The sequence below is a fragment of the Pseudohalioglobus sediminis genome (genome assembly GCF_008370495.1).
In the GTDB taxonomy this organism is placed as follows: Bacteria; Pseudomonadota; Gammaproteobacteria; order Pseudomonadales; family Halieaceae; genus Halioglobus.
This window is the reverse complement of the sequence record NZ_VTUX01000002.1, coordinates 455447-478783: the sequence shown is the minus strand read 5'-3', so window position 1 is coordinate 478783 and position 23337 is coordinate 455447. Positions and strand designations below refer to the sequence as shown.

General features: G+C 61.6%; 21 protein-coding genes. 15 read left to right on the top strand and 6 right to left on the bottom strand.

Annotated elements, in window-relative coordinates:
• Window positions 1–53: 53 nt before the first annotated feature.
• The 3 genes from F0M18_RS06140 to F0M18_RS06130 all read right to left on the bottom strand — a co-directional run bounded on the left by F0M18_RS06140 (window position 54) and on the right by F0M18_RS06130 (window position 2606).
• Complete coding sequence (locus tag F0M18_RS06140; protein WP_149610519.1) at window positions 54–1022, bottom strand: hypothetical protein; 969 nt, start codon at window positions 1020–1022, stop codon at window positions 54–56.
• A gap of 49 nt (window positions 1023–1071) precedes the next feature.
• Window positions 1072–1893 carry a red chlorophyll catabolite reductase gene (locus F0M18_RS06135; RefSeq protein WP_149610518.1) on the bottom strand — a complete coding sequence of 274 codons (822 nt, stop codon included), beginning with the start codon at window positions 1891–1893 and terminating at the stop codon, window positions 1072–1074.
• Window positions 1894–1991: 98 nt separating this feature from the next.
• Window positions 1992–2606, bottom strand: coding sequence for a hypothetical protein (locus F0M18_RS06130; protein WP_262500850.1), 615 nt, complete (start codon window positions 2604–2606; stop codon window positions 1992–1994).
• Between the two features lie 92 nt (window positions 2607–2698).
• Here F0M18_RS06130 and F0M18_RS06125 point away from each other — a divergent pair, with 92 nt between their 5' ends.
• The gene (locus tag F0M18_RS06125) at window positions 2699–3487 is read left to right on the top strand and encodes an SDR family NAD(P)-dependent oxidoreductase (protein ID WP_149610517.1); all 789 of its coding nucleotides are present in this window, start codon (window positions 2699–2701) and stop codon (window positions 3485–3487) included.
• A gap of 88 nt (window positions 3488–3575) precedes the next feature.
• Window positions 3576–3935 (top strand): YMGG-like glycine zipper-containing protein, encoded by a 360-nt coding sequence (locus F0M18_RS06120; protein WP_149610516.1) that lies wholly within the window; start codon window positions 3576–3578, stop codon window positions 3933–3935.
• A gap of 34 nt (window positions 3936–3969) precedes the next feature.
• Here F0M18_RS06120 and F0M18_RS06115 read toward each other — a convergent pair whose 3' ends face one another.
• Window positions 3970–5283 (bottom strand): MFS transporter, encoded by a 1314-nt coding sequence (locus tag F0M18_RS06115; protein WP_262500849.1) that lies wholly within the window; start codon window positions 5281–5283, stop codon window positions 3970–3972.
• A 60-nt stretch (window positions 5284–5343) separates the two neighbouring features.
• Window positions 5344–6006 carry a hypothetical protein gene (locus F0M18_RS06110; RefSeq protein ID WP_149610515.1) on the bottom strand — a complete coding sequence of 221 codons (663 nt, stop codon included), beginning with the start codon at window positions 6004–6006 and terminating at the stop codon, window positions 5344–5346.
• A gap of 154 nt (window positions 6007–6160) precedes the next feature.
• On the opposite strand from F0M18_RS06110, the gene F0M18_RS06105 reads away from it, so the two are divergent.
• From F0M18_RS06105 to F0M18_RS06070, 8 genes are all read left to right on the top strand, one after another.
• Complete coding sequence (locus F0M18_RS06105; protein ID WP_149610514.1) at window positions 6161–7846, top strand: nitrilase-related carbon-nitrogen hydrolase; 1686 nt, start codon at window positions 6161–6163, stop codon at window positions 7844–7846.
• Between the two features lie 123 nt (window positions 7847–7969).
• Window positions 7970–8725, top strand: coding sequence for a hypothetical protein (locus tag F0M18_RS06100; RefSeq protein WP_262500848.1), 756 nt, complete (start codon window positions 7970–7972; stop codon window positions 8723–8725).
• Between the two features lie 17 nt (window positions 8726–8742).
• On the top strand, window positions 8743–10005 hold the full coding sequence (locus F0M18_RS06095; RefSeq protein WP_262500847.1) for an acyl-CoA dehydrogenase family protein: 1263 nt from the start codon (window positions 8743–8745) through the stop codon (window positions 10003–10005).
• Between the two features lie 11 nt (window positions 10006–10016).
• Window positions 10017–11453 carry an aldehyde dehydrogenase family protein gene (locus tag F0M18_RS06090; RefSeq protein ID WP_149610511.1) on the top strand — a complete coding sequence of 479 codons (1437 nt, stop codon included), beginning with the start codon at window positions 10017–10019 and terminating at the stop codon, window positions 11451–11453.
• On the top strand, window positions 11450–12271 hold the full coding sequence (locus F0M18_RS06085; RefSeq protein WP_149610510.1) for an alpha/beta fold hydrolase: 822 nt from the start codon (window positions 11450–11452) through the stop codon (window positions 12269–12271). The genes F0M18_RS06090 and F0M18_RS06085 overlap by 4 nt, the downstream gene beginning before the upstream one ends.
• A gap of 2 nt (window positions 12272–12273) precedes the next feature.
• On the top strand, window positions 12274–12879 hold the full coding sequence (locus F0M18_RS06080; RefSeq protein WP_149610509.1) for an isochorismatase family protein: 606 nt from the start codon (window positions 12274–12276) through the stop codon (window positions 12877–12879).
• Entirely contained in the window at window positions 12879–14090 is a 1212-nt protein-coding gene (locus tag F0M18_RS06075; protein ID WP_149610508.1) for an FAD-dependent oxidoreductase, read from the top strand. The genes F0M18_RS06080 and F0M18_RS06075 overlap by 1 nt, the downstream gene beginning before the upstream one ends.
• Window positions 14091–14108: 18 nt before the next feature.
• Window positions 14109–14945 carry a maleate cis-trans isomerase family protein gene (locus tag F0M18_RS06070; protein ID WP_149610507.1) on the top strand — a complete coding sequence of 279 codons (837 nt, stop codon included), beginning with the start codon at window positions 14109–14111 and terminating at the stop codon, window positions 14943–14945.
• Window positions 14946–14962: 17 nt separating this feature from the next.
• On the opposite strand, the gene F0M18_RS06065 is transcribed toward F0M18_RS06070, so the two are convergent.
• Complete coding sequence (locus F0M18_RS06065; RefSeq protein ID WP_149610506.1) at window positions 14963–15946, bottom strand: alpha/beta hydrolase family protein; 984 nt, start codon at window positions 15944–15946, stop codon at window positions 14963–14965.
• A 117-nt stretch (window positions 15947–16063) separates the two neighbouring features.
• Between F0M18_RS06065 and F0M18_RS06060 the strand changes: the two genes are divergently transcribed.
• From F0M18_RS06060 to F0M18_RS06040, 5 genes are all read left to right on the top strand, one after another.
• A complete protein-coding gene (locus F0M18_RS06060; RefSeq protein ID WP_262500846.1) occupies window positions 16064–17245 on the top strand; it encodes an aromatic ring-hydroxylating dioxygenase subunit alpha in 1182 nt (393 codons plus the stop codon).
• Between the two features lie 4 nt (window positions 17246–17249).
• Entirely contained in the window at window positions 17250–17957 is a 708-nt protein-coding gene (locus F0M18_RS06055; RefSeq protein WP_149610504.1) for a hypothetical protein, read from the top strand.
• A gap of 145 nt (window positions 17958–18102) precedes the next feature.
• Window positions 18103–18879, top strand: a complete 777-nt coding sequence (locus tag F0M18_RS06050) for a maleate cis-trans isomerase family protein (protein WP_149610503.1) — start codon at window positions 18103–18105, stop codon at window positions 18877–18879.
• A gap of 71 nt (window positions 18880–18950) precedes the next feature.
• The gene (locus tag F0M18_RS06045; RefSeq protein ID WP_149610502.1) at window positions 18951–21602 is read left to right on the top strand and encodes a TonB-dependent receptor; all 2652 of its coding nucleotides are present in this window, start codon (window positions 18951–18953) and stop codon (window positions 21600–21602) included.
• A 6-nt stretch (window positions 21603–21608) separates the two neighbouring features.
• Window positions 21609–23312, top strand: a complete 1704-nt coding sequence (locus tag F0M18_RS06040) for a carbon-nitrogen hydrolase family protein (protein WP_149610501.1) — start codon at window positions 21609–21611, stop codon at window positions 23310–23312.
• Window positions 23313–23337 lie beyond the last annotated feature (25 nt).

The window sequence follows — 23337 nt, the reverse complement described above, 5'->3', positions numbered from 1 at the left end:
CATAGTAATCACTTGCAGGGGCGCTGGCCAGCCCGCTTTCGCGGCGCTGGCGCTTACTCGACGTAGGTGGCGGCGAGCACGTTTTCGCCCGGCTCGAAGCGCAGCACGCCAAAGGTGGTGTACTGCTCCCGCTGCGACGCCAGGAACTGCCATACGCAGACCAGAGTGTGATCGTCGTCGACCACGGTCTCCCGCGACCATATCTTCAGCGCCTCGCCATAGACATGGCGCACTGAGTAGAGGTAGCGTCCATAGGACTTGCCGTTGCCAAACAGGTCCGGACCGTGGAATTGCTGCTGGTTGCCAGTGCGCGTGCGCAGCGCTGTCCACTTGCGATTGATCACGCCTTCAAGCTCGATGGTCTGCTCTGAATGCAGCAGGTTGACCGGACGATGGTGCACGGTAACGCGGTTGCTGCCAACCAACTGCTGGTTCGCGTCATACACTTCAAACTCACCGCGATAGACGCCCTCGTGCTTGACCGGCAGGTTGAAAGGTTTCTTGCCGTCCAGTTTTTCCTTGCTGATCCAGTCGGCGACCCGGCGCTGAGTGTCCGGGTTGCTGTCGTGATCCTGGGTTACCACGTAAAGGCCGTTGAATACCCCAACTAGCGTATCGGCCTCGAATAACTGGGAACTGTACACCTGCATGCCCAGTTCGGGCACCACGTGATTCACGGTGCGCAGGTTAACGTTCCAGCCGGGTGAGTAGTAATTGGAGTCTACCAGCAAGCCATAGGGACGCCCCGAGCCGACAAAGTCAGGCCCGGTATAGATACGGTCCTGGTCGGAGTCGATGACGCCAAACTCCATTCGCGCCCCGATTTCAAAGCGGTCCATCAGTGGCCCGCTGGCATCAAAGCGGGTATCCATCCAGTAAGTAGTGCGCCCGTCCTTGAATTCACTAGCGCGACTGACCTTGTTGGTGCCGACCCAGGTGCCATCGTGTTCGAACAGCGAGGGGCAGCCGTGCCACTCGCCTTCTATGGCCTGTTGCCAGTTGCTGGGTGTTTTCTCCGACATTGCAGTTTCCCCGGGAATGGTGGGTGAGTGGTGTGCGTCTGTTGCTTGCTCAGTCGCCGGTGGGGCGAGGCAGTGTGCGGGTCCCACCCCAGAGCGTGGCCACCATTGCCGCGGCGGCCTCCTCACCAAACAGTTTGTCACCCAGGTTGTTGGCGGGATCGCGTTCGCAGATGGTCTTGCGTATCAACTCGTCGCGCGCGGCAACCGCCGGGCGTTGCTCGGCCGGAGTAAGCTCCGCTGCGTCAACCCAGCCCAGCCAACGGTCGAGCCGCGACAGCGCAATACCGCGTACCTTGTCCAGCACTGCCGCTTCTGCCTTCGCGGTGTAACCCACGGCAGTCGGCGTCATCGCCACCCGGGTGTAGAGGTCGCGGCTGATGAAGGGGTTGAAGCGGGAGTCTGCCTGCAGATCGAGGAACTCCTCATTGACCTCTGTGTAGTACTGGTCCATGTACTCGGCGTTGGCCATCAACTCGACGCGGGGTATGTAATCCATGTACATGAACAGGTCGGGCACGGTGCCCAGGGCAAAGCCGAAATTGGGCACCAGGTACTGGGGACCCAGACTGATAGTAATGTGCATATTGGTAAAGGACGACTCCGGAGAACCGATATAGGAGTGCACATACCAGTCGATCTCGGGTCCTGAATAGGTTTTCAGCGAGCCTTCTGCGCCTGTGCCGTCGCCGCCCAGTTTGCTGTAATCATCAAATCGTTCGCTGCAAGGATCGCGAGTGAGTTCGAAGCGCTGCTGTATGCGCTCGTTCATCTCACCGAGTATCTGCCACAGCTGCTCGAAGACAGCTCGGTTGTCGACATCCGGTGAGGCCTCGACCAGATCAATGATGGGGGTGAGAATGCGTTCGCTCATGACATGCTCCGCGCCTGTTGCGCCATGTTATCGTGGTCAGCGGATCATAGGTGAGGGCTCAGCTCGCGGGCTTGACTAATATCAAATTGCCGGCGATCTCAATCCTCTACATTGTCGACAAGGTGCTGCCATATCGGTGAGCGGAATGGTGCCTCGTGTACCGGCCCGTCAGTGCCGCGCGGATCCAGGGCGTGGCGGGAGTCGCAGGTCGGTAGCAGGCGGGTACCTCGCGCCGTCAGCGTGCGTGTTGCCCTGCCGTTGCGGTACAGCATGGTGTGGCGGATGCGCTCTCCCGGGGCAGTGAGAATAATGAAATCCGGCTCCATGTAGACGCCGGTGGCGGCATCGAGCTGGCGCGCGTTGAAGGTGAGGATGCCGGGGCCGCCGGAAACACCCACGTTCTCGAAAGCACCGGGACCGAGTGGGTCGAAAACCAGCAGGTTGTCCCGCAACTCGCCGGTAAAGGTTTTCGCGGCGGGCTCGCGACCGCGAATGTGTACATTGGTGAGGGCGAAGCGACTGCCGTCAAAGTCGATGTAAACAAGGTTGTCGAAGGGCCCCGGCCCGGGAGAGCCGCTGCCCGATGCGGAATCGTCGTCCAGTGGCGTGCCATCGAGATTGTACAGTTCGATATGGTCATGCCAGGTACCACGCAGCTGCATCAGGTTGTAGCCGACCGAGCCGACGGGGAACACAGGGTAGGGGTTTGGCATGACAGTCATCTCCGCTGTTGAGTTGAGCCCGGCGATCATAACAGTTTCTTGCGGGCGCTCAGGCGGCTAATCGTAATAACAGGGTGATAATTATGAAAACAGTGGTGGTGACAGGCAGTACGCGTGGAATCGGCAAAGGCCTGGCGCAGGAATTTCTCGCGCGCGGTTGTCGTGTGGTGGTATCCGGTCGCGCTCAGTCTTCGGCCGATGCGGCCGCAGCGGAATTGGCCAGCGGAGGTGATGCCTCCCTGGTGCGGGCTGTGGCCTGTGATATTACCGACGCTGCACAGCTGCAGTCACTTTGGGATACAGCCTGCGATGCTTTTGGCCAGGTGGATGTATGGGTGAACAACGCGGGTATGAGTATTGCGCGCAAGCCCTTGGCCGAGAGCGATGCCGAGGCACTGGACCAGATCGTCGCTGTGAACCTGACCGGCTTGCTGCAGGCCAACCGCGTGGCCCTGCGGGGCATGCTCGCCCAGGGTGGCGGGCAGATCTGGAACATGGAGGGTTTCGGCAGCGGCAACCAGGTGCAGCCCGGGATGTGCGCCTATGGCGCCACGAAACGAGCGGTGAACTACATCAACAGGTCGCTGCAGAAAGAAGTGGCGGGTACCGGCGTGCAGGTGTGTACACTGAGCCCGGGTATCGTGGTCACCGAACTGCTGGTCGGCGACTATGATACCGACTCGCCGGAGTGGGAAAAGGCAAAGAAGATTTTCAACATACTGGGTGACAGGGTGGAAACCGTCACGCCATTCCTGGTTGACGGTATCCTCAAAGCGGAGCGCAGTGGCGCCAAAGTAGCCTGGCTGACTGGCGGCAAGGCCTTCGCGCGTTTCATGGCGGCTCCTTTCAGTAGTCGTGACCTGTTCAGCTGAGCAAAGAGCAAGCGCCAGGGGGCTGCTTGCCATTCGCCGCTATCTGGTAAACCATGACACATGGGTTATGGCTGGTCCGGAGAAACACATGAAGCACAGTATGGCGGTTCTGCTGAGTCTTTGGCTGGTGACTGCCTGCACCACCACCGACGAAATCATCATCGATCGCAAAGGGGTGGACGAGGCTCGCTACGCACAGGATCTCGCCGAGTGTCGCACCTACAGCCAGGAAGTTAAAAGCGGTGAGAAAGCGGCCAAGGGCGCAGCCTCGGGTGCCGTCGTAGGCGGCCTTATCGGCGCTATCGCCGGCAACAGCAGTGACGCGGCGCGCGGTGCCGGCGTGGGCGCAGTCAGTGGCGGCGCCAGGGGCATCAGCCAGGGCGAGCGTGATGAGGTCGATGTGGTCAAGCAGTGCCTGCGTGGCCGCGGCTATCTGGTATTGAACTGACCGCTTCAGCGCGGTCAGTTTCTCGTCAGGCGCCTCAGGCCGTATCCGCCTGTTGACGGCGGATAGACAGTCGCAGCATCAACGCCCAGACACATACCATCGCCGAAATCGCACCGAAGAACACGAATGGCCCTGTCTTCAGCCAGTGGTCGAACAGGTAGCCGCCCACCACGCTGGCGATCAGGATGCCCACGGCGCCGCTGAGAGTAAACAAGCCCACCACAGACCCGCGTAACTTTTCCGGGGCTTGTTCCGCAATCAGTACCCCGCTGGTGATGATGCAACCCACCTCGGCCATGCCGATAAGGATCAGACATATGATGGCGGGTACCCCGAATGGATCGGAAAGAAACAGGGTACTGCCATAACCCACCGCACCGATGGCGAGGGTCACGGCCAACGCGGTGGTGCGATCCAGGCGGTCGGTCATAATGCCGAATATCGGTGCGGAAAACAGCGAAGCAGCGTAACTTATCGCGAGCACGGCGCCGCCCTTGCTGAGGGCGTCTGCGGTGCTCATGCCCAGTTCCCGGGTGCCATACAGAGATGCCCACAGGGTGAAGAAGGTGCCCACGACGGCGAGGTTGCCGCGCGCCACAAAGGATGAGACATAGGCCAGGGCCACCAGCGGACGACGCCCCTCAGCCAGGCCTTCGCGCATCTGTTGCAGCAGCGGCGTGCGGTCGGAGAAATCGCGGTTGTTCCCTGGCTTCAGGCCGAGGTACATGGCGATACCCACCAACAGCGTGACGCCGGCCATACTGCCGTAGGTGGCGATCGCCGATTCGTTAATGCTCAGGCCGCGTGCCTGGAATATCGCCGGCAGCTTGAGCAGGAACAGTGCCGCCGTCATTGCTCCCAGTCCGTTCATCACTCCGAGAAAGCCCGTGGCCTTGCCGCGACTGGCGTCGTCGGCGTAGTCCGCCATCAACGTAATAAGCATGGTGGTGACGGCGGCGATACCCAGCGCGTACACCCCCCTTGCCAGCCACAGGCCGTTGAGCTCGCGCACCAGGCCGTAGAGCAGGATGCCGGCCGCTGCGAGCAGGAAGCCCATGGTGGTGACGGTGCGCCGTCCGATACGGTCGGAGAGGCCGCCCCAGAACCCCACGCTGGCGATAATGACAATTTCGCCCCAGAAATTCAGGTTGCCGCTGACCACACCCTGGCGCGAGGCTTCCAGTTGCAACACCTCCTCGAGAATGAATGGTTGCACCTGGGGCACGAAGGTGGCGAGCATGATGGTGGCGTAGCACGACAGATAGAACGTGATCATGTGCTGGCGGTTGACGCCGTTGTTGAGGCGAATACCGAGAAACACCGATTGCGCGGCAGAAGTGGAGTTCATGATGTCATTCCGTAGTTATGTAGTTATGCCGATGCATACGCTGCGCCGACGCGAAGTGGATCAGGTCCACAGGTGCAGGCCGAGGGCAGCATTCAGGAACAGGCCGCTCCAGATAGCCCATACCCAGGGACGGCAGCGTCCGACGATGCGTTCCAGTGTTGTGTTGACCCGGTCGCTCGGCCCCTCGCTGATCAACTCAACGAAGGCCGGCGCGAACGGTGCCAGGTTGATGCGAATCATGATCCCGCAGAACACCATGGCCACGAATACCAGTAACTTCCAAGCCAGCCATGACGGCGCCGATGAGGATGCGACTAACAGGTAGATGCCCCAGAGGCCGAGTCCGCTCGCAAAAATAATGCGAAACCAGAAATCGGCCCGCGCCAGCTTTGTCGTGAAAGCCTTGCCCTCATTGAGGAACAGCACCAGCACCACGATGAACCAGTAGATGCAGAGCAGCCACAGCAATATCAGTACGGATCTGTCCACTGCGAGCCAGCCGCCGAGTGCGGCCAGCTGCACCCCCAGCGGCATGATCAGCGGCATCGCCAGCTTCGGCCCCATATCGCAGGCAAGCATGATTTTCAGCGCGACCTGGCGCGCGGGCACCGAATGCTGGCGATTGATGACCTCGCGGCTGGCCAGGAATGTACCCAGGTCGCCGCCCAGCCAGTAGACAAACGCCAGCAGATGGGCGAACTTGAGCAGCAGGTATTCGTTCATCGAAGCACGTGGCGGTTAGCGCCCTGTCGCGAGAGGATGTCTGTGATTATAGACAGCATGGCCGGCGGCCTTTTGACTTTTGTCATCAGCGGGGTACGGGTGCGCCATTAAGCTGTGCCCAGTCACAATACAATGCAATAGGAAAATGCCCAAGATGTCAGCGACAGTGCGCGTGGCGGTTGCCCAGTTCCAGATTGGCGCGGATGTGGAAAAAAATTTACAAACCTGTCTGCACTGGATGGAGCGGGCGAGTGCCTGCCAGCCAGCGCTGCTGGTGCTGCCTGAGTTCTGTAATCATCTCTCCTGGTACGAGGACAAGGCGCATTGCTTCGCGGTGTCCGTGCGCCTGGACGGACCCTTCCTGGCGGCAATCGCGGCCAGGGCGCGCGAACTGGATCTGCATGTAGTGGTGAACTGTACCGTGCAGAGGGATAGTGGCGAGGCGACCGGCTCCAGCCTGCTGTACTCCAATACCGGCGAGCTGCTGGCGGATAACACCAAGCAGATCTACATCGGTCACGAGAATGATTTCCTGGCCAGGGCGTCCTGTGAAGGTCCCGTAGTGGAGACACCCCTGGGCAGGCTGGGGCTCTATGCCTGTATGGATGGGGTCATTAATGAAACGCCGCGCTGCCTGGCGCTGAACGGCGCGCAATTGCTGCTCAACAGCCTGAATTCTTTTGCCAGTGACGAAGCCTCGCTGCACATCCCGGTGCGTGCGGCCGAAAACAAGGCCTTCGTGATCGCCGCCAACAAGGTCGGCGCACTGGTCCCGGAGGAGCTGGCAGACGGTATCAGCGCCGCTACCGGCATTCCGCGACGCTTTCTCGACGGTGCCGGCGAGAGCCAGATCGTGGCGCCTGACGGGACCGTGCTGGCGATGGCCTCACGCGATCAGGCCGAATACGTCTACGCCGACATTTGTCCCGCTGACGCCGATGACAAGACCCGACCCGATGGCACGGACGTGTTCCGCAGCCGGCGCCCGGGGCTGTACCGTCCTATTGCGAGCGACCCGACAGCGCAGGTGCTGCCGTCGATGCGCGGTGCCACGGAGATGGTCGCTGCGGTGGTCACCCTGGCTGACACCGACGATCTGCAGGAGGCCTGTGCGCAGGTCGCCACCGCGGTAGAGCAGGGCGCGCAATTGATAGCGCTGCCACCGCTGGTGCCCGCTGCCGACGATCCCGCAGCCAGCGCGGCTTTCGCGCTGGAGGCGATACCGGCGCTGGCGAGCGCCTGCGGCGATGCCGTGGTGACGACAGCACTGGTACTGGGCGAGACTGCCGCATGGCAGCACAGCGCTGTGGTGGTCGGCAAGTCTGGATTGCTGCTGCAACAGGGGCAGGTGCATCCATCCAATCGCTTTGACTGGAGTACGCCGGCAGCGGAATTCCTGTCTGTGGAACTGCCATTCGGGCGGCTGGCGGTGGTGACCTCGGACGACTCGATCTACCCGGAAACTTTCAGGCTGCTGGCACTCGCCGGGGTAGAAGTGTGTACAGTGCCGTTGTCGCCACTGGAGAACTGGGAACTGGAGACAGGGCTGCTGGAGCGCTCGGCGGAAAACCGAATCAATCTGCTGGTGGCCGTAGACGATACGCACTGCGGTGTGGGCTTTGCGACCGAGTTGCAGACCGACTTCACGGTGATGACGCCGTGGGCCGAGCGCAAGTTCGATGGCCTGCTCAGCCAGCCGGTCTGGCATCGTTGCCCGCCGGATCCCGGCATCATGCTGGCGAACCTGCGACCGGCCAATGCTGCGCACAAGGAAGTGTCGCGCAATACCGATCTGTTGGCCAACCGGCCCTGGGATCTCTCCTCCGCTATCGCGCGATGATTGCGTTCGGCGCGCGCTGAGCTCGCGCTATTTGAGATTTATCAAGGCCTCACCGCGGCGCCGGTTGCAGACTTCACCTCAGCACAGTAAACAGGCGCCGATGCGCGCAGGATGGAAAATAATATGAATGCAAAGCTGTCGCTACCGGCAACGCTGTTCCACAACACCTTGCAGGCTATCACCAGCGAGTTGGGGCTGGAGGAGCAGCACGATGAGTCGGGCGGTCCATGGATGTCCCTGGTGAGCCAGTTGCCCATGGTGGAGGGCGAAATCGGCAACGTGCGCCTGTTCAGCGGCGGGCCGCTGTTCCGGCTGGTGACCTGTTCCCTGGCGGTGGCGCCGATGCAGCTCGACAGCCATATGCTGTTTGCCTTTACCCCGGGAGACAGTGCCGTGCCGCACTTTACCCTGGACTCTGTGGCGGCCGGCGAGCATTTTGCTTTCCACCTGGACCTGATTCCGCGCCTGGACCTGGGCTGCCACCTTGGCTACATGGACGAGGTCTTCACGCCGCTTACCGACGCTTGCGAACAGGGCGCCGCTATCGATGGTTTGAGCATGGCGCACCTGTCGCCTCGACAGAATGCCGTTATGTCACCCTGGATGCTGGCGCGCCGCGCCAACGAGTCCGCCTTTGGCGCCATCGAGGCAACCGTCGCGGCCTACCGCGACCATTGGTTCAACCTGCTGCGCAATGGTGTTTCGGCACAGGCACTGGCCGGTGTCAGCGCTGCGCAACTGCGAGCGCGCAACCTGGCCAACAAGAAGATCATATTTGATCCCGACGTGGATCCGGTCTGGGGGCGCATCACGCCACTGATTGGCGCCGAGGCGGTGGCGGCGCAGCGTGCGTTGTTGATTGGCGAAGACGAGGTATAGGTAGCGATATGCAGACAATGACCGGACAATTTTTTATCACTGACATGACGGCCGCCGAAGTGGCCAGGGCAGAGCGCGTGGAAAAAGTGCTGCCGGCGCTGGCGGCGCAGGCCGCAGAAGTGGATGCGCGCGGCGAATTCCACGTGCCGCATATCCGCACCTTGAGCGACGCCGGGCTGTTGGGAATGGTAGTCCCGGAAACTTACGGTGGCCTTGGCGGTGGCCTGCGTGACCTGTGCGCTGCCACTTTCGCCCTCGGCACGGCCTGCCCGTCCACCGCGCTGACCTATTTCTTTCACTGCAGTTCGGCATCCCGGGGCCTGCTGGCGCTGGAGGCCCTGGAGGCAGGCTTGTTCGACGACGAAGAAGCGCTGCGCGTGCGCGCCTTCGCCGAGAAACTCCTGCACACCATGGGTACCGAGGGTAAATGGCTGGCCAATTTTGCCAGCGAATCGGTGAAATCGGAAAAAGCGGCCATCACCATTGGTACCCGCGCCACCCCGGTAGAGGGCGGCTATCGTCTCACTGGGGTCAAGTCCTTTGGCTGTGCCACCGGTGTGGCTGATCGCTACCTGGTGACGGCGTCGCTGGACGGCGAGGATACTGCGGCCGGCCTGTGCACCTTTTTTGTCGATCGCGATGCCGAAGGTGTCAGTGAGCGAGAGCACTGGGATGCTATCGGCATGCGCGGTACGGCGACCCACGGTATTGTGCTGGAGAATGTTTTCGTTGCCGATGCCGATGCACTGGCCATTCCCGGTGCGTTCACGCGGTGCATGCAGATGAGCCGGGGCAGCTTCGTCGGCAACCAGGTTGCCGGCATAGCCTGCTACCTTGGCGCCGCGCACAGCCTTTACCAGTACACCATTGGTCAGTTACGCAGCAAGAAATTCGCCGACAGTGACAAACCGGTGGGCACGGCGCCCTACCAGCAGGAGTTGATCGGCCACATGCTGGTGGAGCTGGAAACCGCTACCATCTGGTTGCGCCGACAGGTAGAGTTGGAATGCAGTGAGCCGCCCCTGCTGCCCAAGGATGAGGTCGTCAAGCGCTGGCGACTGTGCAAGGGTGTGGTGGCGGAGGCCGCGTTTCGCCTGGGCACATATTGCGTCAAGGCCGGTGGTACCGGCGGTGGTACCGGGAATCACGGTGTCCCGGCGCGGTCACTCAGGGATCTGTGCATGGGCCTGGTGCAGGCCTTCCCTGCCGAGCGCGGCAGGCTGATGGCAGCGCAGATGGAAATCGAGGGCAGTGAACAGGCGCAGTTCGGTACGCGGTAACTCCAGCCAGTATGCGAGAATACGAACTTATTATCGGGGGGCAGCGCAAGGCCTCACAGTCGGGTGCCTGCTTTGATGTGCTGGCGCCTGCGGACGGGCGCGTACTCGCCCGGGTGGCACGCGCTGATGTGGCCGATGTATTAGCGGCGCTGTCCTGTGCGCGCAAGGGCTTTGACGCCTGGTCCGGCCTTGCTCCCGCCGCGCGCGAGGCCTGCCTGCTACGCGCTGCTGAACTGATTGCCGCTGAGGGCGAAAGCCGATTCCTCGATAACCTGATCGACGAAAGTGGCAGCGTGATCACCAAGGCGAGGGCGGAGATTGCCTACGCGGTGGATCTGCTGCGCACGGCAGCGGGGGAGTCACGTCGACTCTACGGCGATACCTTCCCCAACGATAACCCGCAGCGCCTGTCCATGGTGTTTCGGGAGCCCCTGGGCGTGGTGGCGGTGATCTCTCCCTATAATGCACCTCTGTCCCTGCTGGTCAAAATGACAGCCTTCCCCCTGGCCGCCGGCAACAGCGTTGTCATCAAGCCCTCCGAGGAAACTCCGCTGACTGCACTGGCTTTTGCCGAGGTGCTGCTGGAGTCGGGTATCCCGCCGGAGGCGGTCAGCGTACTGACGGGCTACGGGGCAGAGTGCGGTGCGCCGCTGGTGGCCAGCCCCGATGTGGATTGTGTTGCCCTGACCGGGTCTACCGGCACCGGCATCGCCGTGGGCGCGCAATCCATGCAGCACATGCGCCGTTGCCAGCTGGAACTCGGGGGCAAGAGTGCCGTACTGGTGCTGCGCGATGCCGATCCCGCCCTGGCTGCGGCGACAGTAGCCGCGGGAATATTCACGCACGCCGGGCAGATTTGCATGGCCAACTCCCGCGTTGTAGTGGAGCGGGAAATCGCCGGGCCGTTTCTCGACGCCTTGAAACAACATTGCGAGGCCATGCACCTGGGTGACCTCAGGGATGACGCCACCTGCTATGGTCCACTGATCAATCGCAGCGCGCTCGACAAGGTTCTGGCGCATATCGACGAAGCACTGGCCGGCGGTGCCAGCCTGCTCACCGGTGGCAAGGTTGTGCGCGAGCTGACGCTGGCGCCGACGGTGCTGCTGGAGCCGTCGCGAGACAGCGCGGTCTGGCGCGAGGAAAGTTTCGGTCCCCTGGCGAGTGTGGTGCTCGTGGATGATCTCGATGGGGCCATCGCCGCCGCCAACGACAGCGTATTTGGCCTGTCGGCCGCCGTACTGACCGACAATCTGCAGTGGGGGTTTCGCGCCGCCCGCGACATCCGCGCCGGCAGCGTGCATATTGGCATGCATGCCTTTCAGAGCAACGCGCTGGCGCCCATCGGCGGCAGGGGTCTATCGGGTATCGGCCGCAGTGGCGGCAAGTACAGCACGGAAGAGTTTACCGAGCTCAAGTGGGTCAGTCTGGCACTGGAGACACCATGACTGCAGTCACGCGAGCCTATGCGGAGGTCGACGGACGTCAGTTGCACTATCGAATAGCAGGGGGCACCGACGGACCCTGGCTGCTGTTGCTGCACCAGGCCCCGAGTACCTCGGCCATGTACCTGCCGCTGATGTCGGCCCTCGCCCCTCGCTACCGCATGCTGGCGCCGGATCTGCCCGGTTTCGGCGGCTCCGATGGACTGCCCGATGGTGCCGATATCGCCGGATTCGCAGCGGCGATAACAGCGCTGCTGGATGTTCTGGGCATAGAGCGCTGCAAGATGTTCGGCCACCATACCGGCGCCGCCGTCGCCGTGCAGTTGGCGGCGGAGCAGCCGGGACGCTGCGACGCGCTGGCACTATGCGGCCCGCCGCTGCTCACGGCAGCACAGCGCGCGTCGCTGCCTGCGCAGGTGGAAGCGTTTCCTTTCGCTGCCGACGGCAGTCACCTGCAAGAGTGGTGGCAGCGATTCCAGGCCAAGGAAGAGGACGCACCGCCCGCACTGATCCAGCGTGAACTGTTAAGCGCGCTGTCCGCCGGCGACACCTACCAGGGTACGTATCGCGCAGTATGCGCACAGGATTTTGCCGCACTACTGCCCGGGATATCCTGCCCGGTACTGGTTCTCGCCGGCGATGCCGACCCGTTGCACGGCGCTGTGGCGGGTACCCTGGCCCTGTTGCCACAGGGACGGCAGGGCACACTGCCGGCGGGGGCGGGAACCTATGCCTGCGAGCGTCACACGCCAGCGCTCGCCGCGCAGCTGTCGGAATTCTTTGACAATGAGCCCATGGCGATTAGCGCCGCAAAAGGATAAGCATGGACCTGGAACGAGAAAGCCTGGGCCTGGGCGCCAGGCCCGCCCTGATACTGGTGGATATGATCGAGGGATTCACCAACCCGGATTGCCCGCTGGGCTGTGACTGCCCCGAGGTGGTGGCTGCCAATGCGTGCTTGTTGCAGGCGTTTCGCGCGGCTGGCTTGCCGGTATTTTTCACCACGGTAGTTTTTCACGGCCCGGAACAGGCGCGTGTGTTTCGCCAGCGCGTGCCCGCGCTGAACGTGCTGGAACCGGGTTCACGGTGGGTGCAGGTCGATACACGCCTGGCGCCCCAGGCCGGTGAAACGCTGGTGGAAAAGCAGTGGGCCAGCGCCTTCCACGGTACCGATCTAGATGCGCTGTTGCGTGCTGGCGACGTGGATTCGCTGGTAGTGACCGGGCTCACCACCAGCGGCTGCGTCCGTGCCACGGTAGTAGACGGGCTGCAGCACGATTACCGGGTGGTGGTGCCGCGGGAGGCGGTGGGAGATCGCAACGCGGACGCGCACCAGGCCAATCTATTCGACATGCATGCCAAGTACGCTGATGTGTGGCCGCTGGAGGCGGTATTGGCTGCGGTGTCTGCTGCAGGAGGTCAGGGCTGATGGCGACCGCACCTGTGATCATAGCCGGGGCAGGCCCCGTCGGCTGCCATCTGGCCCTGTATCTCGCTTGTCATGACGTGCCGGTGGTGCTGCTGGAAAAAGAGCCGGAACTGCCTGTGGACCTGCGCGCTTCGACCTTTCACCCACCCAGCCTGGAAATGATCGCCGACCTGGGTTGCGGCATTATCGAGCAGATGCTCGCCAAGGGCCTGGTGGTCGGGCGCTACCAGTACCGCGACCGCAGCAGCGGCGATGTGGCCAATTTCGATATGTCCCTGCTCAGTGACGACACCCGCTTCCCCTTTCGCCTGCAGCTGGAACAATACGAATACACCCGCATGGCCGTGGCGGCGCTGCAGCAGATGCCCTGTGCGGATATACGCTTTGCCACCGAACTGGTGAGCTTTACCCAAACTGACGAGCATGTGGAGGTGACGGTTGAGCACCACGGCGACAGCATGCAACTGCGGGGTAGTTTCCTGGTTAGCGCGGAGGGCGCGCGCAGCCGCGTGCGCAAGTCCGCGGGCATCGACTATCTCGGATTCACGTACGATGAGAAATTCCTCGTCGTCAGCACGCCGTTCCCATTCGAGGAGGTGTTCGACGACCTGGCCTGGGTCAACTATATCGCTGATCCGGAAGAGTGGTGCGTGATACTGCGCACCGAGAAGATCTGGCGGGTGCTGTTCCCAACCCGTCCGGAGTCGGCAGATGACGAGGCCTACCTGCTGTCCGACGACTTCGTGCAGGCGCGCCTGCACCATCTGTGGAACAAGTCGGGCGATTACGAAATCGGTCACCGCACGCTCTATAACGTCAACCAGCGGGTGGCGGAAACGTACTACCGGGGCAGGGTACTGTTGGCCGGAGACGCCTGCCATATCAACAATCCGCTGGGCGGCATGGGCATGAATGGCGGCATTCACGATGCCGATAACCTGGGCGAGAAACTGGTGCGCGTACTGCGTGACGGTGCGGCCCACCAGCCCCTGTTTGATTTATATAACCGGCAACGACGTGACCTGGCGGTGCGCTTCGTCCAGGACCATACCATTGCCAACAAGAAACTGATGGAAGCGACGGACGCGGCCACGCAGACAGCAAGGCAGCAGATGTTGATGCAGGCCGCCGGCGACCCGGTGCGGGCGCGCCAATTCCTCATGGAGCGCGCCATGATCAACTGCGTGCGCGACAGCCTGGCCGTGGCCTGAGTGACGGAGACACAAAACATGACAACATTCCACTCCACAATTGACCTGTCGCGGACGCGCGACCGCGACCAGCGCACACAGGGCCACCTGGACAACTATGTCGGCCACCGGGCCAGGATCGGCGTCATTATCCCATCCACCAATACCTCGGTAGAGTATGACTGCCAGCGCATCATCCCGCGTGGCGTCACCTGGCACTTCAGTCGCTTTATGATCGAACATGCTGATCTCAGCGACGACGACAATTTCATGCGCTTCCTGGACATGCTGCGCCAGACTATTGGTGATTCCATCGCCAGTCTGATGACCTGCAAACCCGACCACGTGATGATGGGTATGTCTGCGGAGACTTTCTGGGGTGGTATCAAGGGCAATGACGGTTTTGTTGACCGCATTCAGGAAATGGTGGGCCACGACACCGGCCTGACCACGGGTGCCAACGCGGTGATCTCAGCCCTTGATGCATTGGGCGTTTCCGGCGCCGATGGCAGGACCATCGCCGTGATCACGCCCTATCAGCCGATAGGGGACAAGAACGTGCGCCTGTTTTTCGAGGACGCGGGCTACAGCGTCAAACACGTGGCGGGATTGCGCTGTGAGAACGCCCATGATGCGATTGCCCTGGTACCCGATCACCAGGTAATGGAGGTAGTGCGCCAGGTCGATGGTGATGACGTCGACGCCATCATTCAGGTCGGCACCAACCTGTCCACCGCCAGCACTTTCCCGGTTCTGGAAAAATGGCTGGGTAAGCCGGTGCTGCCTATCAATGTCGCCACTGCGTGGCATGCCCTGCGCAGCTGTGGCATACGCGACCAGTACGACCACCTCGGCCGTCTGTTCGAGGAGCACTGAACGGGCGTCGCACGGCGCTATTTTGTCCTCACCAGCCGCAACCAGTCAGCCTGCAGTAAGGTTCGCAGCGCCGCCGCAGCGCCGGGATCTGCGTGCACCGAGGCCCCCAGGAACGCCACTATCAGTTCGGCGATGCGCTGGCGTGTGACGGCCGGGTCAGCGCCGGTGTCCCAGTCGAGAAAATCCCGCCCGGTGGTGCCATCGACGGGATGTGCGAAACTGAAGTGGTTGGCGCCCTCCAGGATACACAGGTAGGCGTTGCCGTCTTCCTCCCTGACGGCATCAACAAAGGTGCGCTCAAGGCTGTGAATCGGGTCCGCTTCACGCCCCCCGTAGCGATGTCCGCTCGCCGCGATGACGCCGTCGCGATCTCCGCCAAGTAGCAGCGTCGGCAGCGCCGCCGGCATCGGCAGCAGGGTTTGTTCAGGCCAGCCCAGCGCCGTGGCAGCACCGGTGTGCGCGCCGTAGGTGAATACCGCGCACAGACCGGGTAGCCACCGTGGGTCGGCGTTGATGAGCGCGGCGGTGCCCCCCGCAGAGTGCCCCGCGAGGACCAGCCTGTCGAGGTCCAGCAGGCCGGCGAGCACCGAGTCATCCTGCAGTGACTGTAAACAAGTCAACACCGGTGCCAGCAGCTGGCAGCTGGGCCCGGAACCGAAACCCTCCGGCGTGAGCCGGTCCATGCGCAGCCCCGGCGTGATGCTGATATAGCCCGGCATTTCCTCAGAGATCATGGTGACCGCCACGGTGACGAACCCTGCCTCGGCCAGTTGCTGGCACAACCAGCCGCTGCCTTCGGCCCCGAGATTGATGCCCGGCAGGAGTATGACTACGGGGTAGGGGGCGGCATCCCCAGCCGCCGGCAGTAAGCCTGAGTTGCGCTCTGCCTCACTACCCTGGTATGCAGCCGGATAATGGACTTTCAGTGTGACCCTGTCGTAGGGGGCCGGAGCCCCCGGTACGCAGGCTGCGCGGTATAAAGCCCTAACCAGGTTTGCCATGTAGACCTCGAATCATGCTGCCCTCGCGACGCTGCGCGTAAGCTGTGAGTATAGGCGTGTCTGAAGCACGCAATTCTTGACTTTTGTCAGTAATCCCACGCATCGATCGGCGCTAAAGTGAGCCAACTTATTCTGACAGGACAGGAGGTAATAGCGGTGTTGATCAACCTGTGGTACGTGGCTGAATGGTCACACGTGGTCACCGATAAACCCGTTAAGGCAAGGTTGCTGGGGCGCGATTTCGTGCTGTTTCGCGACACTGATGGTGTTGTGCAATGCCTGAGTGACGTCTGCCTGCACCGGGGTGGTTCATTGAGTGGTGGCTGGACCAAGGGTGACTGCGTGGCCTGCCCTTATCACGGCTGGCAGTTCAGCGGTCAGGGCAAGGTCGAGTTCATACCCTCCGAAGGCAAGGACTTCAAGATTCCCGATCGCGCGCGCATCGATGCCTACCCGGTGGAGGAGCGCTACGGTTTGATCTGGGTTTTCCTCGGTGACCTGCCGGAATCAGAGCGCTACCCGATTCCACCGCTGCCGGAATTCGATGATCCCGAATGGCGCCTTATTACCGACGAGTTTACCTGGCAGGCCGAAGCGGCGCGCGTGGTTGAGAACGGCATCGATATCGCCCACGCATCCTTCGTACACCCGGTTTTCGGGATGCCGGAAACAGCGGAGGAAAACCATATTGTAAAAATTGAAAAGGGCGAGCACTGGGGCTACTCCGAGAACCTGCAGTATCCGCCGCAGTTCAAGGAAAACTTCCTGCGTCGCCGCATGCGCAAGGAACGCCAGCCGACGGTAACCAAACCTTACTACGACCTGTCGGGCATGACGGTGCGGATCCAGATCGATATCAATCCGAAGATGTCGATCATCATGTTTGATGCCAACACGCCCGTGGACGAACACACCACGCGCACGTTCGCGCTGCAGTTCCGCAACTTCTTCAAGAGTTCGCTGTTTGACAAGGGTTCGCGCAAGCGGCTTCGCCGCATCCTGAATGAGGACGCGGTGATCGTCAACGCGGCGTCGCCGAACTACCTGCCGGACAATCTCGCCAATGAAATGTCGGTCAAGGATGACAAGTTCATGAGCAGTTTCCGCGCCGCGCGGCGGCGCTGTGTGGAGGAATTCGGCTGGAAAATCGACACCGACGAGGCCGCGCGTTTTACCGGCAAGAAAGCACTGGCCATTCCTTCTCCCCTGCGCCGCGAGCGGCAGGACCTGCAGTGGGTCATCGACACGGTGCCACTGCTCGCCCCGGTGCGCCAGCCGGTGCGTGCCACCGGGAGCTAGCGTATTGAATACTGACGGCCTGCGACTGCTCGGTGCGCTGTTGGGCTCACTGTTGTGGGCGGGCTGCTTTCCCGTCCTAGCGGCGGCCCGGTCGCTGCCGGCTACCCCGGACGACTTCTGCGCGTTTGCCCAGTCGGTCATCGCCGAAACGGCGCTGGTGCCCAGGGTTGATATCTACGACGACCGCGAGGCGTTTATCCAGTCGAAACCCACAGACGACCCGTTTTTGGTCACGCAAATGGCGGCACTGCCGGTCTCGGCGCAATTGCCGCTGGCTACCGTCATTTCCTGCAAAATGCGCACAGCTGAGCGCATCAACGCCATCCATGGCGCCGAAGATGGCAGCGGTTCCGCACCCGCCGGTACCGAGAGTAGCTGCGACGCGGTACACCGGCGCGTGCTCGATGAGGTCATGGCAGGGGTTCCGTCGGTTCAGCGGCGGCTCTCACCTGCTGACTGGGTGGTGGAAGAAGAGCAGCTGACCTTCATCGGGCCTCGCTGGATCGACCCCTGGCCGTTTCAGCCAGTTACGCGAGACGGCGCGGGGCGCCTGCATCTCCACACCAGGGCGCTGTATGTGCCTTATGCATGGTGGATACCCATGCCCGGGCGCTTTTTGGGTAACTATTATTGCCACCTGGCCAATCCAGCTTATATCGAGGCGCTGACCCGCGGTCAGGTACCGCTGGACAGCCTGCCTGCGCAGCCCTGAAATTTGACAAATGTCATGCCCATGGATGAGTGCGCGAGCTATAAGTAAGCGTGGTTGCTGGCGGCGTGCATGACCCTGTTTTCGCCAGTTTATGAATGGCTGGCGGGCTGCCCGCGGGGCGCCGAAGCGCAATAAACAGAGTACTATGCAGAATTACCAGATAGCGAACAGAGCGCAGATCGGCGTGGTTATTCCCTCCACCAATACCGGGGTCGAGTACGACCTGCAGAAGTTTCATCTGGACGGCGTTACCTGGCACCCGTCCCGCTTCTGGATCGAGTTGCGTAACTGGGCCGACGAGGTGGAGACCAGCGGTGATGACAGCAACACCGTGTTCGAGCGTTTCCTGGAGATTATGCGCGGTGAGATTCCCATCGCACTGCGCAATGTGATATCGGCAAAAGTCAGCCATATTATGCTCGGCATGTCTGCCGAGACGTTCTGGGGCGGTGTCGAGGGTAGTGTTCGTTTTGAAGAGGGTATCCGCGAGCACATCGGCGACCTGGGCCTGACTACGGGCGCCGAGGCGGTAAAGCAGGCCCTTGAGTGCTTTGGCGCCCGGCGGATCTCGGTGATAACACCCTATCCCCCTGTCGGTGACGCCAATGTGCGACAGTATTTCGAAGAGCTTGGCTACGAGGTGGAGCAGGTGGTCGGCCTCGATCGGCCGTCCGCTACCGCAATCGCTGAAACCCGTATTGACGAAGTACTCGCCGCGGTGCGTCGGGCCGATGGTGATAATGTGGACGCGATCGTGCAGGCGGGTACCAACCTGTCGACTTTGGACCTTTTCCCTACACTTGAGCATGTGCTGGAAAAGCCCCTATTGCCGATTAACGTGGCGACTGTCTGGCATGCATTGCGTGCCTGTGGGATTGATGACAAGGTGACGGGCAGGGGACGCCTGATGGAAGAATTTTAGTGATAACCCGGCTGGACGGCAGCGCACCAGCTCGAGCCAGTAACTGACTGATAATAACAAAGGGGTCGGATATGAGTGTGAAATACAAGTTGGCGCTGGCCGTTGCCGTTACCACGGTTGTCTCAGGCTCAGTATCTGTGCACGCACGTGAGGTCGAAGCCCTGCGCGGCGATGATTTCCAGCTCGAGGAGATACTGGTCACCGCGCGCAAAAAAGTCGAAAACCTGCAGTCGGTGCCGGTGTCCATTGACGCGATTGGCCAGGCGCAACTGGATGAAAAGGCCATAAGTTCGCTTGCGGACGTGGCCAAGTATTCCTCCAGCCTGACCTTCCAGACCGGTGTGCTGCCCAATGACACCCGGCCCAGCATTCGTGGCGTGAATATCACCAGGGGCAGACCCAACGTGGGAATCCTGGTGGACGGTATCGACATCTCATCCGAGACGCTGACCGTAGCCGGCGGCGGTGCCTACGCCAATATGGGCCTGTTGGAACTGGAGCGGGTTGAGGTGATCAAGGGGCCGCAAAGCGTGACTTACGGCCGCTCAGCCTTCGCCGGTGCGATAAATTATGTGACCAAAAGGCCGCAGCCTGGTGAGGGCGTGTACGGTTATGTTGAGGGCGAGGCGAATGAACACGGCTACTGGCGCGGCCTGGGCAGTGTGTCATTCTCCGTCAACGAACAACTGGCCATGAGCCTGTCCGCCCTGAGTTCGGACTTCGACGGCTACTATGAAAACCCGATCACCGGCGGCGACCTTGGTGGCAACACGCAGAACGGCGGCAGCATTGCCCTCAACTTTCTCAGTGAGGGCAGCTTCACCGCCTATTTGCGCGGCGAGTACGTCAAGGACGAATCCACACCACTGCCAGTAGTGATGGCGGCTTCGGCCCTGCCACTGGGCAGCGCGGAGAATGACTTCTTCCTGCTCGGCAGCGTGGGCGAGAATGCTGAAAAAATGCCTATCCCCGGCGGTGCCAGGGGCCTGCCGGAGGCGACGCCGGAAGAGTGCGCAGAACAGCCTGCGTGGCGTTATACCGTGGGCCTGCCGCCAGCCTGCGCGACCATGCTGGTAGGCGATATCAGCGATGTGGGCGAGGAGGATATCAACCTGTCTCCCAACCCCAATACGGGCAGGGATTACCGTGGAACAGAAATCGAGAATACCCGCCTGTCACTGGAGTTGGAGTGGCAGATGGGTGAGGTCGACGTGCTGTCATTGACCGGCTATACGCACAACGAGACCTCTATCGTCGAAGATTTCGACAAGACCGCCTACGAACTCGATTCTTTCTTTCCCGGTTCCGCCAACTTCGACCCCAATTACATCGGCCCGCCCCTGGCGACGCTCACGCAGTTCGGGGTGGAGACGAATTCGGATACCAGTTTTGACTATGACCAGTTCTCCCAGGAATTCCGCTTTAGTGGCGTGGCGGGTAATTTCGAGTGGATGGCGGACCTGCTGTACTGGGCGGAGGATATGGATTCGGTAATGAACCAGATGTGGTGGGTCAATTCACAGGTGGACACCGATTACTACAACTCCGCGCTATCACGTGTTGCTGATCCGACCTGCACGATTCCCGGCGACGTGACTACCTGTGAACTGTTTACGGGCGTGCAAACCGAGATGGTGCCCAATCGCATCCCCATCAACCGCGACACCCAGCACTGGTCGGTGGCGGGGTCACTCGTGTACAACCTGGGTGAGTCCTGGCGTTTCACGGCAGAGGGGCGCTACCTCGAGGAAAATATCGATTACGAGGGTTTGCCCAAGGACACCTATCTCAATGGTCTGTTGAACATGCCGTACTTCAACGCAGACCTGGAGGTGGTGGATCCGGTGATGCAAAAAGAGAGCGTGGACGAAACCGCTTTCGTGCCCCGTTTCAGCGCAGACTGGCAGGCCAGCGACGATGTATTTGCCTACGCGTCCGTGGGTAAGGGTTTCAAGCCCGGCGGAATAGCCACCACCGATGGCAACGGTGACATCACCACCGGCCACTACGACCCCGAGGTTCTGTGGGCCTATGAAATCGGTGTAAAGACCGATCTGCTCGGCAACAGGCTGCGCCTCAACGGCGCCATTTTCTACAACGATTACACCGACCAGCAGGTGCCGTACTTCGTGCGCAACGAGCTGGGTATCACCAAGGTATCCATTACCAATGCCGGCGAGAGCGAGATATATGGTGCCGAGATAGAAGCCACCTACCGGCCTTCCGAAAACTGGATCTTCTTCGTTGGTTACACGCACGTGGAGACGGAGTATACCGATTTCAATATCAGTGAATCCGGCGAGCCGGGTACCTACGACAAGATCCAGTCCGGCAATGTCGAGGGCGACTTCACCGGCGCGGCCTTTATCAATACGCCGGAGGATGTGGCGGTTGCCTCCATTCGCTACGAGGGCGACTTCAGCAATGGCTGGGGTTACTTCACCGAGTTGTTTGGTAACTACCGCTCCAAGCAGTACATGGACTCTGGCAACATGAGTTACCTTGGCTCAGTCTGGATTGCCGACTTTACTGCCGGGCTGAACGGGGAGAACTGGTCATTGGTGGCCTATGTCAACAACCTGGCCGACGAGGACCAGGCAACCACCGGGCTGGGCAATGTCAACTTTGGCTATATGCCGACCGGACAGGTCACGCCGTTCGCAGTTAACCTGATGTTACCCAACCCGCGTACTTTCGGTGCTCGCTTCCGCTACAGTTTCTAGGTCCGCATGACTCGCGTAGCAGCCCTGCAGTTCGCCTCCGGCGACGACGTTGGTGAGAACCTGGTCACCTGCCTGCGCGTGATCGACGCGGCGGCAGAGTGCTGCCCGGACGTGATGGTACTGCCGGAGTTCTGCAACCACATTTCCTGGTATGACAACGCAGAACATGCGCGCACGGTAGCACTGGCGCTGGATGGCAGCTTCCTGGAAGAGATAGCCGGCCGTGCCAGGCGCCATAACTGCTACATCGTGATCAACGTCAGCCTGCGCCGCAGCTGCGGGCTCACGGTCACCTCGCTGTTGTACAGCCCGGCGGGTGCCTTGCTGGCGCAGGCGGACAAGCAGACGCTGATGGGGCATGAGAACCTCTGGTTTGAGCGCGCGGACCGTGTCAGCGAGGTCGTGAATACGCCGGTTGGACGCCTGGCCATGTTTCCCTGCCGCGACGGTGTCACCTTCGAAACGCCACGCGGCCTGGCCCTGCGCGGCGCACAACTGTTCTGTGATTCGCTGAATTCATTCGCGCTGGATGAAGCCTCGCTGCATGTGCCGGCGCGGGCACCGGAGAACCGCTGTTTTCTCGCCGCAGCCAACAAGGTGGGCCCCTTGATCCCTCTTGACCAGCTCGATCAGGTGAGCGCCGAGACGGGTATTCCCCGGCGCTTCCTTAACGGCGCTGGAGAAAGCCAGATTGTATCGCCGCAAGGTGACATTCTCGCCCGTGCGCCCCGCGAAGGGGAGTGCTTCGTGTGGGCCGATATCGACGTCGACGATGCCGATTGCAAACTACGGGCAGACGGCAGCCATATCTTCCAGAATCGGCGACCCGAGTTGTACGGGCCGCTAGTTAACCAGCCTGAGTGCGAAGCGGTGCCTAATGCCGGCGAGACCGCGCTGGTGGCCTGTCTGCTGCCGCCAGCAGATGCAGATGCAGAGGCTGCGCTGGATGCCTTGCCGCAGCTGGTCGCGGAACTGCCTGCCACGACCCGCCTGGCGGTGCTGCCCGAATTGTTCGCGCAAACGTGGCCGCAGGACGGCGTCGACACCGGCAACATATCTGCCCAAGCCGTCATAGATGCCATGCTCGACGCCTGCCGTCGCCGTCCTGGCCTGGCCCTGTGCGCGGACATGGTGCAACCGGTCGAGGATGCTTACACCCTGAGCGTGGTGTTGGTTTCCGACGCCGGGGTCATCGCCAGCCAGGACCAGCTGCATGACAGCGCGCGCTTTCCCGGCCTCGTCAAAGCGCAGCGTCTGCGTACTGTAGACCTGCCCTGGTGCCGGCTGGCACTGCTGTCCGCAGATGACCTGCGCTATCCGGAAACGGCCAAGCTGGCGGCGTTGGCCGGGGCCCAGGTAATTGCCGTACCGGGGCGGCTGCTTGAACCCTGGGAGGCTACACTGGCCCTGCCCAGTCGAGCAGCGGAGAATCGCCTGTCACTGGTCTACAGCGCGCGGCCATTGCAGGGCCGGGCCGGTGTGATCGCCACGCTGCACGAGGATTTCACGCTCATGACCCCGTGGCGGGAACGCGCATTCGATGGTCATATCAACCAGCCGCTGCTGACTCCCCAGGAACCCGGAAGCAACTGCACAGTGGCTACGGTGAACCCGGTGGCGTCACTCAACAAGCTGATGTCAACCGATACCGACCTGCTGGCGCATCGACCCCGTCATCTCTGCGCCGGCATCACCGCCGCGTCGCCGTGAGTTTGCTCCGCGTTGCCCCGGCACG

Excerpts from the sequence above, each read along its gene's own strand:
- F0M18_RS06140 (WP_149610519.1), bottom strand. The coding sequence starts at position 1,022 with ATGTCGGAGAAAACACCCAGCAACTGGCAACAGGCCATAGAAGGCGAG.
- F0M18_RS06135 (WP_149610518.1), bottom strand. The coding sequence starts at position 1,893 with ATGAGCGAACGCATTCTCACCCCCATCATTGATCTGGTCGAGGCCTCA.
- F0M18_RS06130 (WP_262500850.1), bottom strand. The coding sequence starts at position 2,606 with ATGCCAAACCCCTACCCTGTGTTCCCCGTCGGCTCGGTCGGCTACAAC.
- F0M18_RS06125 (WP_149610517.1), top strand. The coding sequence starts at position 2,699 with ATGAAAACAGTGGTGGTGACAGGCAGTACGCGTGGAATCGGCAAAGGC.
- F0M18_RS06120 (WP_149610516.1), top strand. The coding sequence starts at position 3,576 with ATGAAGCACAGTATGGCGGTTCTGCTGAGTCTTTGGCTGGTGACTGCC.
- F0M18_RS06115 (WP_262500849.1), bottom strand. The coding sequence starts at position 5,283 with ATGAACTCCACTTCTGCCGCGCAATCGGTGTTTCTCGGTATTCGCCTC.
- F0M18_RS06110 (WP_149610515.1), bottom strand. The coding sequence starts at position 6,006 with ATGAACGAATACCTGCTGCTCAAGTTCGCCCATCTGCTGGCGTTTGTC.
- F0M18_RS06105 (WP_149610514.1), top strand. The coding sequence starts at position 6,161 with ATGTCAGCGACAGTGCGCGTGGCGGTTGCCCAGTTCCAGATTGGCGCG.
- F0M18_RS06100 (WP_262500848.1), top strand. The coding sequence starts at position 7,970 with ATGAATGCAAAGCTGTCGCTACCGGCAACGCTGTTCCACAACACCTTG.
- F0M18_RS06095 (WP_262500847.1), top strand. The coding sequence starts at position 8,743 with ATGACCGGACAATTTTTTATCACTGACATGACGGCCGCCGAAGTGGCC.
- F0M18_RS06090 (WP_149610511.1), top strand. The coding sequence starts at position 10,017 with ATGCGAGAATACGAACTTATTATCGGGGGGCAGCGCAAGGCCTCACAG.
- F0M18_RS06085 (WP_149610510.1), top strand. The coding sequence starts at position 11,450 with ATGACTGCAGTCACGCGAGCCTATGCGGAGGTCGACGGACGTCAGTTG.
- F0M18_RS06080 (WP_149610509.1), top strand. The coding sequence starts at position 12,274 with ATGGACCTGGAACGAGAAAGCCTGGGCCTGGGCGCCAGGCCCGCCCTG.
- F0M18_RS06075 (WP_149610508.1), top strand. The coding sequence starts at position 12,879 with ATGGCGACCGCACCTGTGATCATAGCCGGGGCAGGCCCCGTCGGCTGC.
- F0M18_RS06070 (WP_149610507.1), top strand. The coding sequence starts at position 14,109 with ATGACAACATTCCACTCCACAATTGACCTGTCGCGGACGCGCGACCGC.
- F0M18_RS06065 (WP_149610506.1), bottom strand. The coding sequence starts at position 15,946 with ATGGCAAACCTGGTTAGGGCTTTATACCGCGCAGCCTGCGTACCGGGG.
- F0M18_RS06050 (WP_149610503.1), top strand. The coding sequence starts at position 18,103 with ATGCAGAATTACCAGATAGCGAACAGAGCGCAGATCGGCGTGGTTATT.
- F0M18_RS06045 (WP_149610502.1), top strand. The coding sequence starts at position 18,951 with ATGAGTGTGAAATACAAGTTGGCGCTGGCCGTTGCCGTTACCACGGTT.
- F0M18_RS06040 (WP_149610501.1), top strand. The coding sequence starts at position 21,609 with ATGACTCGCGTAGCAGCCCTGCAGTTCGCCTCCGGCGACGACGTTGGT.